The following is an 18819-nucleotide window of genomic DNA, read 5'->3' on the forward strand; positions in this document are numbered from 1 at the left end:
CGCATCCAGAAAAGTGGAAACCGGTTTTCGGATAAGATGCGCGGCATAAGAAAGCTTAATGCTTATGATCCGCGTATCGGGCCAGACTTGAAAAGGCCAGCACGACCAGCAGCAAGACCGGAAGCGCCAGAAACACCACGCCAAAGCCGCTATGCTTGGCAACAAAACCGATCAGCGACGGTGCCACCAGCATACCCGAATAGCCGAGCGTCGTTGCGATGGACAGGCCGACACTCGGATTGACGCCCGGCATGTTACCAGCCATCGAGAAGGCGATCGGCACCATGTTGGAAATACCGATCCCGCAGATCGCGAAGCCGATAATCGCCGTTGCTGAGCTGTTTCCGAAACCGACGATCAGCATGCCTATGATGGCGATGATCGTGCAGGCGCGCAGGGTTTTGACCGCGCCGAACCGATCGCGGACCAGATCGCCTGCAAAACGCATGATAGCCATTGAACCCGAGAAGGCTGCGAAGCCGAAGCCTGCCACCGTGACGGAGGCGCCCAGATCCTGGCGCATATGATAGGCGCCCCAATCGAGAATCGCCCCTTCCGGCACCATGGAAAACAGCGCCATGACACCGACAAGCCATGGCAGAGGATTGCGCGGCAAGGTCAGCTTCTGCTTTTCGCCGCTTGGATGATGATGCTCCGTGTCCGGGATGATCGAAGGCCATGCGATAGCAATCAGGATTGCGGCGACAATCGTTGTCACCAGCGCATGAACGGTCGATCCGAATTGCGCGATAAGAAAGCCGCCTGTCGCAGCACCGATAAGGCCGCCGAGGCTCCAGAATGCATGGCAGGACGACATGATTGCCCGGCGCATTTTTTTCTCGACCGCGACCGCATTGGCGTTCATCGACACATCCATCGCAGCCATGGTCCCGCCGAAATAGAACATCACGATCACAGCCGTGACCACATTCGGCACCAGTGCGATGATGAGCAGCGCCGGGATAAAGGCGAGTGCAAAAATGCGCACCACCATGCCCGAACCGCGATGTGCTGAAAGCGCACCTGCGACCGGCATCATGGCCAGAGAACCAAGGCCGAAGACGAGGATCATCAACCCCATGCCTGCACTATCAAGTCCGAGGCGTTCGGCAAATTCCGGAATTTTTGGGGCCCAGCCGCCGAAAATATAGCCGTTCATCAGGAAGAGTAGCGCAACGGCAATCCGCTCTCTGGTTACAATCGGCGCACGCGCAGGCGCCGCATCTTCGCGTCCGGAAACCTGTTCCATCTGTCCCTCAGTTGCGGTCCGCTGCCGCACGTAAAATCTTCATATCCGATGTCGCATAGGGCGCAAGCGCTGCTTCATCCGCATCATATTCGACAGCCATGACACCGACATCGTTCAGGGGAACGACATCATGGGCGGCAACCGTACCGAGCTTGTCGCTCGTAATGGCCAGTGCCACCACCCGGCTACGTCCGGCTATCACTCGCTTGAATTCCGCATCGTCCAGATGCAGCGCCGTTACGCCGATTTCGGCGGCAATACCGCACGCGCCCAAAACGCAAAGATCAGGCCGCAGCAGTTCCGCATCACGCAAGGCGCGTGCCCCGACGGCGGCACTCACCCGCCGGTCGATGGGACCACCAATCATGATCAGCTCAATCTCCGGCGAGCCCATAAGAATTGCAGCGATAGACGGCGTATTGGTGACGACGGTGATGGCTTCACCACGTTCGACCAAAAGTCGCGCCAGAGCCGTATTCACCGAAGATGCATCGAGAAACACCGTCATGCCGGATTCGACCAGTTCCGCAAGGACCGCAGCCAGGGCGGCTTTCGCTTGTGGTCGCTCGGAATCCCGTTCTGCGAGCGGAGAAGGCTCGGGCACGGCACGCAACGCGCCGCCATAGACACGCTTGCAGAGCCCCGCCGCCGCCATCTCGCGCAGATCGCGCCGGATCGTATCCTCGGACACGCCGAAACTTTCAGCCAGTTCAGCAGCCAGTACACGACCAGACTGCTGTAGCAGTTCCTGAATGCGCGCCTGTCTTTCGTGAAGCAGAAGCTCTGTCACCACCACCCTCCTTATCATGCACAATCATGCATAAATCGGCACAAACATGCATATCAGATTTTGGGAACCCTGCAAGCGCAAAAAAAGCCGTACCTTTTGACAGGCACGGCATTAACGTTTCTGATGCTTTTAACGACTCGAAAGCGACAGTTACGGTCTCTGATGGGCCGCTACGCTTCCCCCTCATCCTGAGCTTGTCGAAAGACGAGGGTAGGCGTTGTGCATTTCCCTCGCCCTTCGAGACGCCGTTTTCAACGGCTCCTCAGGATGAGGGAAAAGGAGACCTGGAACGCGATCCGAAGATCGATCCACTTTGACAGAAGCCCATAACTGTTACGAGTAGACGACGAGCAAATCCTTGGCATCGATCTGTTCGCCGGGACGTACCAGCACTTCCGTGATAGTGCCATCGCGTTCGGCATGGATGGCGGTTTCCATCTTCATCGCCTCTATGGAAAGCAGCACATCACCCTGCGTAACCGCCTGGCCGGTCGCCACGGCAACCGTTGATACGACACCCGGCATCGGTGCACCAACCTGCCTGTCGTTCCCGGCTTCCACCTTGCGACGCACACCGCCAGAAGCGCCTTTGGCCCGGTTCGGCACCTTGATGCGGCGCGGCTGACCATTCAGCTCGAAGAACACCGTCACCATGCCCTTCTCATCGGTTTCGCTCATTGCCTGATTGACGATCACCAGCGTCTTGCCGCGCTCCAGATCGACGAAGACTTCTTCTTCCGGCTTCAGGCCGTAGAAATAGACCGGCGTTGGCAGAACACTTGTCGGACCATAGGTTTCCTGCGCGGATGCATAATCGGTGAAGACCTTCGGATACATCAGTGCCGACGCGAATTCCTGATCGGAAATCTTGCGATCGACTGTCTCCTCGAACCCTTCACGCTCGGCGTTCAGATCGGCAGGTTCCAGCAGGGCACCGGGACGCACGGTAAACGGCTCTTCGCCCTTCAGAATCTTTTTCTGAAGCGCCTTCGGCCATCCCGATGGCGGCTGGCCAAGATCGCCGCGCATCATCGACACCACGGAATCCGGGAAAGCAATGTCCTTTGCCGGATTTTCGACGTCGGCAACCGTCAGGTCCTGACTGACCATCATCAGTGCCATGTCGCCCACAACCTTGGAGGATGGCGTGACCTTGACGATATCGCCGAACATGCGGTTCACATCAGCATAGGCCTGCGCCACCTCATGCCAGCGGGTTTCAAGTCCCAGCGAACGGGCCTGCTCTTTCAGGTTGGTGAACTGACCACCCGGCATTTCATGCAGATAAACTTCTGAAGCTGGTCCCTTGAGGTCGCTTTCGAAGGCGGCATACTGGTTGCGTACGGCTTCCCAATAGAAAGAGATGCGGCGGATCGAATCCGGATCAAGGCCCGGATCGCGCTCGGAACCGTGCAGTGCCTCGACAATGGAACCGAGGCAAGGCTGCGATGTGTTGCCGGAGAGAGCGTCCATCGCCGCATCGACCACATCCACGCCCGCATCGATCGCGGCAAGTACGGTCGCCGCCGAAATGCCCGACGTATCATGCGTATGGAAATGGATCGGCAGATCGGTTTCCTCGCGTAGCGCCTTGAACAGGGCGCGGGCCGCGGCAGGCTTCAAAAGCCCCGCCATATCCTTCACCGCAATGATATGCGCGCCAGCTTTTTCAACTTCCTTCGCCAGATTGACGTAATATTTGAGGTCATACTTGGCGCGTTCCGGATTGAGAATATCACCTGTGTAACAGATCGCTGCTTCGCAGAGCTTGTTTTCCTCCAGCACCGCATCCATCGATACGCGCATGTTTTCGACCCAGTTCAGACTGTCGAAAACGCGGAACAGATCGATGCCGCCGCGTGCTGCCTCGCGCACGAAATATTTTACGACATTATCGGGATAAGATTTGTAGCCGACGCCGTTTGCACCGCGCAAAAGCATCTGCAAAAGAAGGTTCGGCGCCGCTTCACGCACCAGCGCCAGACGCTCCCACGGGTCTTCGGTGAGGAAGCGCATCGAAACGTCGAATGTCGCACCGCCCCAGCATTCCAGCGAAAACAGATTCGGCAGTGCCTGCGCATAGGAATTGGCGATGCGGGCAATGTCGTATGTGCGCATGCGCGTCGCCAGAAGCGATTGATGGCCGTCGCGCATGGTCGTATCGGTAATCAGCGCACGCTTTTCGTTGCGCACCCATTCCGCGAACTTCTTCGGCCCAAGCTGGTCCAGACGCTGCTTGGTGCCATCAGCGACCGGCTTATCGCCGAACCACGGCACGCGCGGCTTGGCGGCATCCTTAGCCGGCTTTGCGCGCCCCTTGGTTTCTGGATGGCCATTGACCGTCACGTCGGCGATATAGGTTAGAAGCTTGGTGGCACGATCCTGCCGCTTGACCTGCTCGAACAGTTCCGGCGTCGTGTCGATGAAGCGCGTCGTGTAGTCGTTTGCCTGAAACTTCGGATGATTGATGATCGCTTCCAGGAAGGTAAGATTCGTCGCCACGCCACGGATGCGGAATTCGCGCAAGGCGCGATCCATCCGGCGAATGGCTTCCAGAGGCGTTGCGCCTGAAGCAGTCACCTTGACCAGCAGCGGATCGTAGTAGCGGGTGATGAACGCACCCGAATAGGCCGTACCGCCATCCAGACGAATGCCGAAGCCCGACGCCGAGCGATAGGCCTGAATGCGTCCATAATCAGGAATGAAGTTCTGTTCCGGATCTTCCGTGGTGATACGGCACTGGAGCGCATGGCCATTAAGGCGAATATCCTCCTGACGCGGCACACCCGATTCCGGCGTGCCTATGGCAAAGCCTTCGAGAATATGAATCTGCGCCTTGACGATATCGATACCGGTCACCTGTTCGGTCACCGTGTGCTCGACCTGAATGCGCGGGTTGACCTCGATGAAATAGAACTTGCCGCTATCGGCATCCATCAGGAACTCGACAGTACCCGCGCCGATATAATCGGTCGCATGGGCAATCTTCAGACCATAGCCTGCCAGCTCCTGACGCTGCGCGTCATCGAGATAAGGTGCCGGTGCGCGCTCCACGACCTTCTGGTTGCGGCGCTGGATCGAGCAGTCACGCTCGAAAAGATGAACCGCATTGCCATGGGTATCGCCCAATATCTGCACTTCGACATGGCGCGCGCGTTCAATCAGCTTTTCGAGATAAACCTCATCCTTGCCGAATGCGGCCTTGGCCTCGCGCTTGGCTTCCGTCACTTCACGGGCAAGATCAGCCTCGGCGCGGATAGCACGCATGCCGCGACCGCCACCGCCCCAGCTTGCCTTCAGCATCAGCGGATAGCCGATTTCTGCCGCAAGTTTCTTCACTTCCTCAATATCGTCGGGAAGCGGGTCGGTGGCTGGAACCACCGGCACGCCGATTTCAATGGCGAGATTGCGTGCCGCAACCTTGTTGCCGAGGCGGCGCATAGTCTCCGGCTTCGGTCCGATGAAGATGATGCCATTTTCAGCGCAGGCTTCAGCAAATTCCGGGCTTTCGGACAAAAGGCCATAGCCGGGGTGGATCGCATCGGCGCCCGAAACCTTGGCGACGCGGATAATCTCATCGATAGAAAGATAGCTTTCAATCGGACCAAGATCTCGATCCAGATGCGGACCGCGACCGACCTGATAACTTTCATCAGCTTTGAAGCGATGCAGGGAAAGTTTGTCTTCCTCAGCCCATATGGCCACCGTTTTGAGCCCCAGCTCATTGGCGGCGCGGAATACGCGGATTGCGATTTCAGATCGGTTGGCGACCAGAATTTTCCGGATAGGCTTTTGGGCGAAAGACAAGGCAGATCTCCCTAACTGCAATGACAAAGGCGCCATTGCTTAACCTGCAATAGACACAAGCGCAAACAAACTGTGCAACAGGGAGATAAAAACAAAATGCCCGACTAAATGCCGGGCAGATTGATGAATTTTGTAGCACTTTATGCTAATATATCAGGCACAAGAGCGGTTCCTATTATGAAGCAATCATCAGAACCGCTCTAAGCATCTGTGTTCTCGCATTATCCAACGCAAAACCGCTTCGCGCTTTTGCTGGAAATGCTCCATTACTTCTGGAAGTAATTATACTTGCCGTCTTCACCCTTGCGCCATTCGAACATGACGTAAGGCGAAAGGCTCGGATCCCCCTTGGCATCGAACGAGATTTCGCCGAGCACCGTTTTGAACGGACCCTTTTCCTTCATCGCGGTTGCAACTTCCTGCGGATCGTTGCTTGCGGCAGCATTGGCGGCATTGACCAGCGACTGCACACCGGCATAGGCATAGAAGGTATAGGCTTCGGGCTCAAAACCCTTGTCGCGGAATGCCTTGATCAGTTCCGCATTCGACTTGTCGTCGCGCGGATCGGGACCGAAAGTGTTCATGACACCACCAACAGCATCACCGGCAATCGAGGCAAGTTCGTTGGACACGATGCCATCGCCCGAAATGAACTGTGCCTTGAGGCCCTGATCATCCATCTGACGGATGAGCAGACCCGCTTCCGGATGCATGCCGCCCCAGTAAACAGCAGTAATGCCAGCAGCCTTCATCTTGGAGATGAGCGCGGAGAAGTCCTTGTCGCCCTGGTTTACACCTTCGTAGAGCGTTTCCTTCATGCCGTTGTCGTTGAGCGACTTCTTGGTTTCGTCGGCAAGGCCCTGACCGTAAGGGGTCTTGTCGTGAAGGATTGCGACTTTGCCGTCCTTGTAATTGTCGGCGATATATTTGCCGGCAACGATGCCCTGCTGGTCATCGCGACGGCAGGTGCGGAACGTGTTCCAAAGTTCGCGCTCGGTGAAGGTCGGGTTGGTGGTGCCGGGCGCGATCATCAGCACGCCGTTTTCAGCATAGATGTCCGACGTCGGAATGCTGACGCCGGAATTGAAGTGACCGATAACGAACTGAACACCATCACCCACGAACTTGTTTGCAACCGAAATGCCCTGCTTCGGATCGGCAGCGTCGTCGCCATAGACGATGGTGATCTGCTCGCCGTTCATGCCGCCCTTGGCATTGGCTTCTGCGACAGCCGCTTCGACACCGCGCTTGATCTGCTCGCCGAAAGCTGCCTGGCTGCCGGTCAACGGTGCGCCGACGCCGAGCTGGATGTCGGCAAAGGACACGCCACCCATCACAACCAGTGCCGAAAGGCAGACGCCGCAGAATAAGGATTTCTTCATTTCAGTTGCTCCCACTAAGCGCATCCCGAAAGGTATGAAACGATTTTCGAGACACACGTCAAAATAGTCATTCAGAGCGGCAGTCTGACAGGATCAGATGACCGCCATTTTTTGCAGGCATGAACAGCAACACCAGAGGCGTTGCATAAACCTGATATTCGAATGGGAGACTGCATCAGCGCCAGAAACGCAATTCGGGCTTGAAACTGCCCGCGCTGAAACTGGTCCTCCCACCAGAACGCGAGACTGGATATAGAGATTCGCCCTATATTCAATCGTCAAGCTAGATACAATCACGTCCAACACCGAAGTAAAGTAATGATTTAGTCTATATCTTGCTTTTTCCGCATGACTTTATGCGGACCGACGCCATCGAAACGAAAATGCCCGGCTTGAAGCCGGGCATTTCCATTCGTCGGGAAAGAATGTAAGCGAAACTTACTGCTGAATGTAAGTATATTTCCCGTCAGCGCCCTTTTCCCACTTGTACATGACATAGCCTGGAAGCTTCGGATCGCCCTTTTCGTCATAGGACAGGTCGCCAAGCACGGTTTTGAACGGACCCTTTTCCTTAAGCGCCTTGGCAACTTCCTGCGGGTCGTTGCTTCCGGCAGCCTTCGCAGCCCCGGCCAGAGACTGAACGGCAGCGTAAGAGTAAAGCGTGTAGGCTTCCGGTTCGAAGCCAGCATCGCGGAACTTCTTCACCAGATCGGCATTGTTCGGGTTATTGCGCGGGTCCGGGCCGAACGTATTCAGCGTACCGGCAACCGCATCGCCAGCGATGGAGGCCAGCTCGTTGGAAACGATACCGTCGCCAGAGATGAACTGGACCTTCAGCCCCTGATCAGCAAGCTGACGGATAATCAGACCGGCTTCAGCGTGCAGACCACCCCAATAAAGGACCGTAACGCCCTGCTGCTTCAACTTGGCGATCAGAGCCGAGAAATCCTTCTCGCCAACATTCACGCCTTCATAGACGGCTTCCTTGACGCCAAGCTCGTTGAGCTTCTTCTTGGTTTCATCGGCAAGGCCCTGACCATAAGGGGTCTTGTCGTGAATGACGGCAATTTTCCCGTCTTTGAAATTGTCGAAAATATACTGACCGGCCACGATGCCCTGCTGATCGTCGCGACCGCAGGTACGGAACGTGTTCCAGAGCTGGCGCTCTGTATAGACCGGGTTGGTCGCAGCAGGCGAGATTTCGAGAATGCCGTTTTCGGCATAAACGTCCGAAGCCGGGATCGAAACGCCCGAATTGAAGTGACCGATAACGTATTTCACGCCATCAGCTGCGAACTTGTTGGCAACCGAGATACCCTGCTTCGGATCCGATACGTCATCGCCGAGAGTGATCGCGATTTTTTCGCCGTTGATGCCGCCCGCATCGTTGATTTCCTTGATGGCCGCTTCCGCGCCCTTCTGGATCTGCGCACCGTAAACGGCATTTGGTCCCGTCAGCGGCGCACCAATACCGACAAGAACATCAGCCCAAGCCGAGCCCCCGAAAGCCATAACTGCTGCAAGAGCAACGCCTGAGAAAAGTGACTTCTTCATTGTTGAAACTCCCATCATTGTATTTACCCCGAAACGATGTTTTGCATCGTCTTATTTTCTTGCTGAATACTCAGCAATATCTACGCTGAATCTTATTACTGTCAACGTGATCTTACAAGAAAGCTTCGCCGCATGACGGCGAAGCTTTAAAATTATTTTGCCTTCCAGCTGAGAGGCGAAGCTTTTTCATAAAGCCAGCTATATTGCCGCACCATCTGCTTGGTGCGGGTGAAGCGAAAGCCGACCGTACCTATGATCATCAGGACGATCGTATCCACCAGATAATAGTGGAACGAAAGAAGCGTTCCCTCAAACAGTGCGAAATGGATGAAGCGCACCGCAGCTCCCAGCGGGATCAGATAGAGCAGAAGCTGCGGATAGGTGCGCCACGTCGAAGCACAGGCACGCCCCGTCATCCAGGCGGCCCAGCCGCCCAGCAGACAGGTGATGAGGAAAAACAACCAGAACGACGATTCTTCGTAGAGAATACCCTGCATCTTATCCTCCTAGTGCCTTCCGCCTTCGAGATAGGCGGCGCGGACTTCCGGATCGGCCAGCAATTCGCGGCCAGCGCCGCTCATGGTGATCGAACCGTTGACCATCACATAGCCACGGTCTGCGAGCTTGAGAGCACCGAATGCGTTCTGCTCAACGAGGAACACCGTCAGCCCCTGCGTGCGGTTCAGTTCCTTGATCGCTTCGAAAATCTGCTTCACGATCAGCGGTGCCAGACCGAGCGACGGTTCATCCAGAAGCAAGAGCTTCGGACGCGCCATCAGCGCGCGGGCAATGGCCAGCATCTGCTGTTCGCCGCCCGAAAGCGTGCCGCCACGCTGGTTGATGCGTTCCTTCAGGCGCGGGAACAGGTCGAACATCAGTTTCACGTCTTCTTCGAAGTGTTGCTGATGATCGAGACTTGCGCCCATCTGGAGATTTTCCAAAACCGTCATGCGCGGGAAGATGCGACGGCCTTCCGGAGACTGCGCAATGCGCAGCTTGGCAATCTCATGCGGCGGCATGGATGTAATATCCTTGCCGTTGAAGAGAATGCGGCCGGTACGCGCCTTCGGCGAGCCGAAGATCGTCATCATAAGCGTCGACTTGCCGGCACCGTTAGCGCCAATCAGCGCGACGATCTCGCCCTCATCGACGGTAAGGTCAATGCCCTTGAGGGCACAAATATTGCCGTAATAGGTCTCGACCTTCTCGACGGCCAGAAGCGGTTGCTTTTTCTGCATGGTTTCAGCCTGCATCATTCGCCTCCCTTCTTGGGCTTGGCCGCGGTTTTAGTCGGTGCTTTTGTCGGCGCTTTAGCGCGTTTCGCACCACCGCTTTTGGCAGCCTTTACGGGAGCAGTCTTATGGCTCGTCGGAACATCACCCTGTTCAACGCGCTCGGAGAACTCTGTCGCCTGACCGGCGGCAAGTTGTTTGGCCTGCCCGACCCAGTCTTCGCGCGCGATACGCCCGTCGAATTCCAGATAGGTTTCAGCGTCCACAATATCCGCGTCGCTCCAGGCGGCAATCTGATCAAAATGATAGATCCCGTGTTCGTGAAGCTTCTTTTCGTTGACCGCGCCGATGCCCTTGATGAGGGTCAGATTATCGGCCTTGCCACCACGTGCCTCCGCCAGACCCCCGGCGAGAGAAACGCGTCCGGACGGTGCTTCACCTGTCTCTTCGGCAATTTCTTCCTCGATGGCTTCCTCGGCGAGTTGTGCCGCCACGAAGTCCGCCGCATCACCGGTGCCCGGCTTGTCCGCCTCTTCGATAAGCTCGGCAATCTCTTCGTCATCGACGCCGAGATAAGCGGCAATAACGCGCGGATCATTCTTGACTGCTTCTGGAGCACCGTCAGAAATCTTGGTGCCGTATTCCAGCACGATCACATGATCGGAGATTTCCATGACCACCGACATGTCGTGCTCGATCAGCAGAATTGACGTCCCGGTTTCCTTGCGGATATCGAGCAGGAGCTTGTTGAGCTCTGCCGATTCACGCGGATTGAGACCGGCGGCCGGTTCATCGAGGCAAAGAATTTCCGGCTCGGTGCACATGGCGCGGGCGATTTCCAGACGGCGCTGATCGCCATAAGGCAGATCGCCTGCCGGATCGTCCGCACGACCGATCAGGTTGATTTTCTCCAGCCAGTGACGCGCCTTTTCAATCGCATCCTTCGCCGCAGACTTGTAGCCGGGCAAACCGAGAAGACCGAGGATCGTGAAGCCCGACGAACGCATCAGCGTGTTGTGCTGCGCGACCAGCAGGTTCTCCAGAACAGTGAGGCCCGAGAACAGGCGAATGTTCTGGAAGGTACGCGCCACCTTGGCCTGCTTGGTGATCTGGAAGTCGGGCAGGCGTTCCAGCAGGAACTTGTCGCCCGTCTTCCGGTTCATCGTCAGCATGCCGCCCGTCGGCTTGTAGAAGCCGGTGATGCAGTTGAAGACCGTGGTCTTGCCTGCACCGTTCGGGCCGATGATCGCCGTGATATCCCCACGCTTCACATTGAAGCTCAGATCGTTGATGGCGACGAGACCGCCAAAGCGCATCGAAAGATGCTCGACCTGCAGGATCGTGTCTTTTTCAGTGTTGCCCAATTCGGCTTTATCAGGCGCAGTGCCAGACATAGTGCTTATCTCCGCCATCAGCCGTGCCCTTCCTTGGTAAAGGCACCCGACACCATCTTCTTCTCATGCAGGAAGGCACTGGGTTCTCGACTTCCGACGAAACCGCGCGGTTTCCAGACCATGACCACGACCATGGCAAGGCCGAAGATGAGCATGCGGTAGAGTTCCGGCGTGAAATCTGGGCCGAAAATTGCTTTCAGGAAGCTCATTTCACGCAGGATTTCAGTGCCGCCGATCATGACGATCGCAGCAATGGCGATACCGACCAGGGAGCCCATGCCGCCCAGAACGACGATGGCAAGAATGACGGCGGATTCGAGAAACACGAAGGATTCCGGGCTGACGAAGCCCTGGCGTGCTGCAAAGAAGGAACCGGCAAAACCACCGAACATCGCGCCCGTGGCAAAGGCCGTGAGCTTGGTCGTGGTGGTGTTGATGCCAAGCGAACGGCAGGCAATTTCATCTTCACGCAGTGCTTCCCAAGCACGGCCAACCGGCATGCGGCGCAGACGGATGGTGACCCAGGCCGTCAGCAGCGCCAGCAGAAGGATGACGTAATAGAGGAAGAACTTGTAATGCGCCGCCGAGAAGGTGAGGCCGAAGTGGGCCGCAAAACCGTCCTTGCTGGCATTGAAAGGCAGGCCGAAGAAGGTTGCCTTGGCAATGCCGGAAACGCCGAAGGTGCCGCGGGTGACATCTGTCCAGTTGATGAGCACCAGACGGATGATTTCACCGAAGGCAAGCGTCACGATGGCAAGATAGTCACCGCGCAGACGCAAGACCGGAAAGCCCAGAATGACGCCCCATGTTGCAGCAAGAATACCGGCAATCGGCAGCAGCATCCAGAAGGACAGACCGAAATAGGCCGACAGGAGTGCATAGGAATAGGCGCCGACTGCATAGAAGGCGACGTAACCCAGATCGAGAAGACCGGCGAGGCCCACCACGATGTTGAGGCCCCAGGCCAGCATCACATAGATGAGGATCTGAACGCCGAAATTATCGACCCATTTGAGCGATCCCTGCCAGCCCAGAAAGGTGACGATCAGGACCGGGTAGACAAAAAGGAAGGCAACGCCGAGGCGCGAGAAGTTGCGGCGCACGAAAGACGGGCTTTCGTCGACCGCAGCGGTCGGCTGCTTGCTCTTGGCAAGCTTGCGCGCCTCCAGCGTTGGCTGAAGGAAGGCAACGAACAGGAAACGACCAACCGCAGCGAGCGCGACCATGACGGCCAGTGTGCCCCAGCGCTGAACGAGCACCAGTTCGTTGTTGATGTTCTGATCGGTCTTGAAACCGATGATGAGGCAGAAGAGACCCAGAGCCAGAAGACCGGCGAAGAACCCTTCACGAATGGCCCGGCCAAAAAGGGAATCCGGGCGTGAACTCGACTGTGCAGCCATGATTAAACCTTTTCGACTTCAGGACGGCCAAGAATGCCGGACGGCATGAAGATCAGCACGATGGCGAGGATCGAAAACGCGGCAACGTCCTTGTAGTCGATCGAGAAATACGCCGACCACAATGCCTCGATGAGACCGATGAGCAAGCCACCGACCACAGCACCCGGAAGCGATCCGATACCGCCCAAAACTGCCGCCGTGAACGCCTTCACGCCAGGGATGAACCCGTCGGCAAAGGAAATCACACCGTAGAAGGAGAGGTAGAGCGTACCGGCCACAGCCGCGAGCATCGCACCCATCACGAAGGTGAGCGAAATGACCCGATCGACATTGATGCCGAGAAGCGCTGCCATTTTGCGATCCTGCTCACAGGCACGCTGCGCGCGACCAAGCGAGGTGCGATTGACGATATACCAGAAGATCGTCAGCAGCACGGCTGTCACCACAATGACCACAATCTGCTTCAGCGAGATCGTCACGTTGGTTCCCATGATATTGTAGGAACCGTTCAGCAGCTGAGGCACCGGCTTGTTACGCGGACCCTGCGTTACCTGTACGAAGTTGGACAAGGCAATCGACATGCCGATAGCCGTGATCAACGGTGCGAGGCGAAACGAACCACGCAGCGGCCGGTAGGCCACGCGCTCGATCGTCCAACTCCACAAACCCGTCAGCAACATGGCGACGATCATCATCAGAAGAAGCATCAGCGCAATCGGCAATGCTCCAATGAAGGTTGTGATCATGAGAAAAACAATCAGCGCCATGAAGGCGCCGAGCATGAAGACATCGCCATGAGCAAAGTTGATCATGCCGATAATGCCATAGACCATCGTGTAGCCGATGGCGATCAGGCCATAGATCGAGCCGAGCGCGAGCCCGTTGATCACCTGCTGGAAGAAATATTCCATCGAGAAGCCACCCATTTTACCGCCCGGGATTTTATTGACGCATCTTTATTTCGTGCGTCTTCATTTTATTCCCGGCTCTTTACACCTAACGGCTGTATAGAGGAATGCAACCCCCTTTTGCCTCAGACAAAAGACTAAGGGCATCATCCCTCCACAAACTAGTTATGTCCCCTACTAAACGTCCTGTATATGTTTTTTTCTCCTACCCAGAACGCCTTATTCCATACTTTCTACATGGCCGAAAAGCCAAAAAATTGGGGGCCAGCATTAAAATTACCGACCGTACCCACTTTACGCGACCGTAAACCCATGTGCAAAGGGATCACGGTCGTCGATGAAGATCGTATTATATCCCGTCATGCGTGCCCAGCCCGCAATTGAAGGAATAATCGCCGGCAATGTGCGGTCCTGGCCTACAACTTCGGTAGCACGTTCCACACGGCCATGGAAAAGCGACCCGATGATGGATTCATGCACAAACTCGTCGCCGGGCTTCAATTTGCCCTTGGCAGCCAGTTGCGCCATGCGAGCAGACGTACCGGTTCCGCATGGCGAACGGTCGATTGCCTTGTCGCCGTAGAAGACGGCATTGCGGGCATGCGCTTCCGGATGTTTCGGCTTCCCAGTCCACAGAATATGGCTCAGACGGTTGATATCCGGCAGCAGCGGATGCTGGAATTTGTACTTCTCATTTAACCGCTCACGCAGTATCGGACTCCAGGCAATCAGCTGCAGCGCAGAATAATCTTCCATATCGGTGTAATTTTCTTGCGGCTCGACGATAGCGTAGAAATTGCCGCCATAAGCCACATCGACCTTGAGGTTGCCAAGGTCCGGGCATTCGACCTCAAGTCCTTCAGCATAAAGGAAAGCCGGAACATTGGTGAGACGAACGCGCTCGACATACTGGCCGTTCTGCTCATACTCGATCGCCACCAGACCGGCAGGCGTATCCAGATTGAGCTTGCCCGGTGTCTTCGGCGTCACCAGCCCCTGCTCTATCGCCATCGTCACGGTTCCGATGGTGCCGTGACCGCACATCGGCAGACACCCCGAGGTTTCAATAAAAAGCACCGCAACATCGCAATCAGGACGTGTCGGCGGGTAGAGAATGGAGCCGGACATCATGTCATGGCCGCGCGGCTCGAACATAAGACCAGTACGGATCCAGTCATACTCGCGCAAAAAATGCGCGCGCTTTTCCATCATGGTCGAACCTTCGAGGTTCGGCCCGCCGCCAGCCACGAGACGCACGGGGTTGCCGCATGTATGTCCGTCGACGCAGAAGAAGGAATGTCTTGCCATGATGGTCAGTTCCGAAAACGTTGTGGCTTGAAAGGTTCGATATCGATTGCAGGCGCAGCCCCCGTGATGAGATCACGGATAAGCCGCCCGGTTGCCGCCGATTGCGTGAGGCCGAGATGGCCATGGCCGAAGCCGTAATAGATGTTGCCACCTGCCGAGGCCCGGCCGATGACCGGTACGGAATCCGGCATGGATGGCCGATAGCCCATCCACTGTCGCCCGCCCTCTGTCCGAAAGCCCGGCAGAAACATGGAAGCCTTCTTAAGCATGGCTTCAGATCGCGCGAAATTTGGTGGCAGGTCGAGCCCGCCGAATTCCACCGCACCACCGACACGCAGGCCGGTTTCCATCGGCGTGATGACAAAGCCATGGCCAGGAAAGGTCAATTGCCGTTTCACATCGAAACTGCCCACTGGCAGCGTCGTGTTGTAGCCGCGTTCCGTATCGAGCGGCACCGCATCACCAAAACCCTTGGCAAGATCGCGAGACCATGCGCCCGCCATAAGGACAAGATGCGTCGTCTTGATTTTCGTTCCATCCTCAAGATGAACGCTCGCCCCGCCATGGCCCGGCTTTGCATTCGTGACCTTGGCCTGAAGGAAGCGCGCACCCTTGCTCTGGGCATAAGCCCAGATCGCCTTGCCGAACAGTTTCGGATCGCTGACATTCTTCCAGCCGGGAACGAAAGTTCCGGCAACGAAACGCGGGTTCAGGCCGGGCTGCAGTTCGGCAAGCCGGTCACCGCGCACATGTTCATAGGCAATTCCGGCTTGTTCGCGAACATCCCAGCCCGGCTGTGAGGCAGCGAGTTCGGCTTCGCTTTCATAAAGCTCCAGATTGCCATTCTCGCGCAATCTTCCGCGCAGCCCTGCCCTGTCGATCAACGCCATCATCTCGCTGCCGGCAAGACGCATGATGTCAGCCTGCGCAATTGCAGTTTTCGCCAATGCATCCGCGCTGCTTGCGCGCCAGAAGCGGTAGAGCCACGGCACCATTTTGGGAAAATAGGAAGGACGGATCGTAAACGGACCAAGCGGGTCCATCAGCCAGCCTGGCACCTTGCGCATGACTCCCTTGGAGGCCAGCGGAAGAATGTCCGAAAAAGCGAGCGCCGCAGCATTGCCAGAACTGGTCTCTTCGCAAATACCGGTTCTGTCGACGACCAAAACCTCGCGTCCAGCCTCGGCAAGCAGGGCGGCAGTGGCAACCCCGACAATACCGCCACCGATAATGAGAATATCCTGCTGACCCTGCGGATCAGATTTCATCTTGTGCGGCTCCCCACCGGATTCATTTTTGCCTATAGCCTTGCCAAAGAACCGGACAATGTCGACGCTTCGAGCAATTGGCGTTCAGTATGTTCAATGCCAGCCTTTCGGCTCTGTCCATCGATTTTTTGGAATGACACTGTGCTGAAAGTTCGCCATCGCTTGAAAAAGCCACAAAGGCAAAGTTAGGGATCGACAAACTCAAATCACCTCATATTGATATATCAGAGATATATCTGTAAGATTGCACTATGTCAATCGTCGTAACCACAGGGCATGGACAGGCATGGAAGAAGCAAACGTTCGAGACAGGTTGACGCGGAGCCCGGCAAACATGCCGTTGGCGACCATGGACAGCTGGGGTAGCGAAAGCCTCGCCGAGCAAGCCTATCGCATTCTGGAGCGCTCCATCGTCACACTGGAACTCGAACCGGGCACCGTTGTCAACGAGCGCACGCTGATCGAGCTGACCGGTATGGGCCGCACGCCGATGCGCGAAGCCATTCAGAGGCTCGCCTGGGAAGGTCTCGTGGAAGTGCGTCCGCGCTCGGGCATTGCCATCGCGGCCATCGATCCGACGGATTTCATCAAGGTGCTGGATGCCCGCGAAGGTGTCGAGCGCGTTCTGGCGCGCGATGCCGCACGCTTTGGCAGCCCTCGCGATTATGAACGGCTTGAAGCCGCTGCAGCCGCCATGCGGCAGGCCATCCCCAACGAGGATGTGGCCCTGTTTCTCGATGCCGACAAGGCATTCGATATTGTTCTGGGCGCGGCGGCGAGCAATCCCTATGCCGCGCGTATTGCAGCCCCCCTGCAAACCCACAGCCGCCGCTTCTGGTTCCGCCTTCGCCCCTCGACCGGCATAGCCGGTTCTGCCAATGCCCATGCGACACTGATCGAGGCGATCGTCTCCCGTCAGCCGGAACGGGCCAGCGACACGGCCAGTGAACTGATGGCCTATCTGCGCACTCTTGCACCCTGACACCCGGCGTCCGACCAATATGGCTTTGTAGGGATGGACGCCCTCTCCTCAATGGTGCTCAACAAATCCATTCTGCCACATTAGAGCGCGTTTCGATCTGATTGAATCAGATCGGCGCTCTAATCATTTGTTTTTACGCGCATCTTTTCCGAAAACCGTTTCACACTTTTCGGGATGCGCTCTAAGGCCGTCGGAAGGGCGTCCATCCCACAAGAACCAATCCCAATCAATGAGCCTTGTGTTCGCCCTGCTCCACTTCGGTCGTGACAGGCATGGCACTTTGGAAAAGTTCGGCACGGTTCTCGCCGCTCACGACAAGCGTTCCGACCAATCCGCGTGCCGCTCGCGACAGCGCGTGATCCACCAGAGTGTATTCGCCGGGAACTTCCAGCTTGATGTCGACCGCCGCCGCGCCTCCCGGTGGGACCGTAATTGTCTGGACATCGGATAGCGGCTCCGTCGTCAAGGAGCCCAGCTGATAAACCTTGTCGAAGATTTCTCCGATCACATGAAAGCTCGACGTCTTGTTGGGTCCGCCGACACCGAAGTAGATGCGTACGGTTTCGCCGACCTTCGCCGTCAGGGCATTGTCGCCTGTGAGTGCATTGGCAGCCCCGTTAAAGACATAGTACTCCGGGTCCTCCTTGAGCAGGCGTTCGACGCTCTCGGTCAGCTTCCCCTTGGATCCGTATGGCTGCGACGTGTAGAGCTCGCCCTGCATTACATAGAACTCCCGGTCAACGGGCGGCAGATCGTCTGCCGGCTCGACGAGGATCAGGCCATACATACCGTTGGCGATGTGATGTGCGGCCATTGGCACAGCACAGTGATAGACGTACAGCCCCGGTTTCAGCGCCTTGAACGAGAAGGCCTTGGTTTCGCCTGGTGCGGCATCGGTCGCCGCCGCTCCGCCGCCTGGTCCGGTCACAGCATGGAAGTCTACGCTGTGACGTTCGCTGCTGTCGGCCTTGTTGGAGAGCTCCACCAGGATCGTGTCACCTACTCGGGCGCGCACGAACGGGCCGGGGACCTTCTTGTTGAACGTCCAATAGTGGTAGGCTGCGCCGTCTGCGAGCTGTCCCGTCACCTCGACGGTATCGAGCTTTACCTTGATGGTCGCTGGCTCGCTTCTTGTAATTGGCGATGCCAGGTCATTCGCCGGACGGACAATGTTGAGTGGAGCTTTGACACTGCCGTTTTCCGCCGGATGCTCGTGCGAACCAGATGCGAGGGCTGATGTCCCGGTCACCGCCAGAAATGCGAGTGCCACGGCTGTGTACGAGGGTCTGGAAAGGCGTATCATGAGAACTCCTGAGCAATGGTGTTACTCAGGTATTCAAGACCTCACCGACCTTGCGATCTTTGATCTGCGACAAGGACGACATGTCCTCGCAAGATCGTGATTGCCGGAGCATTTCCTGTTTCATTTGAATCGTTGGAAATACTCTATCTCTTTGTTCTTGCGCATGTCTCCCAAACCGGTTCTTACTTTGGGGAGACATGCACTAGGTGACCGGCTCACTGGAACGTAGCCAAACGTCAATT

At 56.7% G+C, this 18819-nt stretch carries 14 protein-coding genes; 1 reads left to right on the forward strand and 13 read right to left on the reverse strand.

What is annotated here, in order from left to right; all coding sequences use genetic code 11:
• Positions 1–55 precede the first annotated feature (55 nt).
• From OHI65_RS20740 to OHI65_RS20795, 12 genes are all read right to left on the reverse strand, one after another.
• Positions 56–1249: an MFS transporter gene (locus OHI65_RS20740; protein ID WP_010661449.1), complete on the reverse strand. Its 1194-nt coding sequence runs from the start codon at positions 1247–1249 to the stop codon at positions 56–58.
• A gap of 7 nt (positions 1250–1256) precedes the next feature.
• Complete coding sequence (locus OHI65_RS20745; protein ID WP_125300885.1) at positions 1257–2042, reverse strand: DeoR/GlpR family DNA-binding transcription regulator; 786 nt, start codon at positions 2040–2042, stop codon at positions 1257–1259.
• A gap of 330 nt (positions 2043–2372) precedes the next feature.
• Positions 2373–5846: a pyruvate carboxylase gene (gene pyc / locus OHI65_RS20750; RefSeq protein WP_040129084.1), complete on the reverse strand. Its 3474-nt coding sequence runs from the start codon at positions 5844–5846 to the stop codon at positions 2373–2375.
• A 266-nt stretch (positions 5847–6112) separates the two neighbouring features.
• On the reverse strand, positions 6113–7228 hold the full coding sequence (locus OHI65_RS20755) for a branched-chain amino acid ABC transporter substrate-binding protein (RefSeq protein WP_125300884.1): 1116 nt from the start codon (positions 7226–7228) through the stop codon (positions 6113–6115).
• A gap of 438 nt (positions 7229–7666) precedes the next feature.
• Positions 7667–8782, reverse strand: coding sequence for a branched-chain amino acid ABC transporter substrate-binding protein (locus OHI65_RS20760; RefSeq protein WP_010661453.1), 1116 nt, complete (start codon positions 8780–8782; stop codon positions 7667–7669).
• A gap of 152 nt (positions 8783–8934) precedes the next feature.
• Positions 8935–9279 carry a DUF6867 family protein gene (locus tag OHI65_RS20765; protein WP_010661454.1) on the reverse strand — a complete coding sequence of 115 codons (345 nt, stop codon included), beginning with the start codon at positions 9277–9279 and terminating at the stop codon, positions 8935–8937.
• 9 nt (positions 9280–9288) lie between these two features.
• A complete protein-coding gene (locus OHI65_RS20770) occupies positions 9289–10035 on the reverse strand; it encodes an ABC transporter ATP-binding protein (protein WP_029376283.1) in 747 nt (248 codons plus the stop codon).
• Complete coding sequence (locus OHI65_RS20775; protein WP_373418751.1) at positions 10035–11426, reverse strand: ATP-binding cassette domain-containing protein; 1392 nt, start codon at positions 11424–11426, stop codon at positions 10035–10037. Before OHI65_RS20775 ends, OHI65_RS20770 begins: the two co-directional genes overlap by 1 nt.
• The gene (gene livM, locus OHI65_RS20780) at positions 11426–12808 is read right to left on the reverse strand and encodes a high-affinity branched-chain amino acid ABC transporter permease LivM (RefSeq protein WP_125300883.1); all 1383 of its coding nucleotides are present in this window, start codon (positions 12806–12808) and stop codon (positions 11426–11428) included. The genes OHI65_RS20775 and livM overlap by 1 nt, the downstream gene beginning before the upstream one ends.
• Positions 12809–12810: 2 nt before the next feature.
• Complete coding sequence (locus tag OHI65_RS20785; protein ID WP_010661458.1) at positions 12811–13719, reverse strand: branched-chain amino acid ABC transporter permease; 909 nt, start codon at positions 13717–13719, stop codon at positions 12811–12813.
• A 291-nt stretch (positions 13720–14010) separates the two neighbouring features.
• The gene (locus OHI65_RS20790) at positions 14011–15024 is read right to left on the reverse strand and encodes a 4-hydroxyproline epimerase (protein WP_012091266.1); all 1014 of its coding nucleotides are present in this window, start codon (positions 15022–15024) and stop codon (positions 14011–14013) included.
• Between the two features lie 5 nt (positions 15025–15029).
• Positions 15030–16292, reverse strand: coding sequence for an NAD(P)/FAD-dependent oxidoreductase (locus OHI65_RS20795; protein WP_094514221.1), 1263 nt, complete (start codon positions 16290–16292; stop codon positions 15030–15032).
• Between the two features lie 286 nt (positions 16293–16578).
• Here OHI65_RS20795 and OHI65_RS20800 point away from each other — a divergent pair, with 286 nt between their 5' ends.
• The gene (locus tag OHI65_RS20800) at positions 16579–17274 is read left to right on the forward strand and encodes a GntR family transcriptional regulator (RefSeq protein WP_010661461.1); all 696 of its coding nucleotides are present in this window, start codon (positions 16579–16581) and stop codon (positions 17272–17274) included.
• 226 nt (positions 17275–17500) lie between these two features.
• On the opposite strand, the gene nirK is transcribed toward OHI65_RS20800, so the two are convergent.
• Positions 17501–18577: a copper-containing nitrite reductase gene (gene nirK / locus OHI65_RS20805; protein ID WP_040129083.1), complete on the reverse strand. Its 1077-nt coding sequence runs from the start codon at positions 18575–18577 to the stop codon at positions 17501–17503.
• Between the last annotated feature and the right edge of the window lie 242 nt (positions 18578–18819).

This window comes from Brucella sp. MAB-22, assembly GCF_025908475.1.
Classification (GTDB): domain Bacteria; phylum Pseudomonadota; class Alphaproteobacteria; order Rhizobiales; family Rhizobiaceae; genus Brucella; species Brucella anthropi.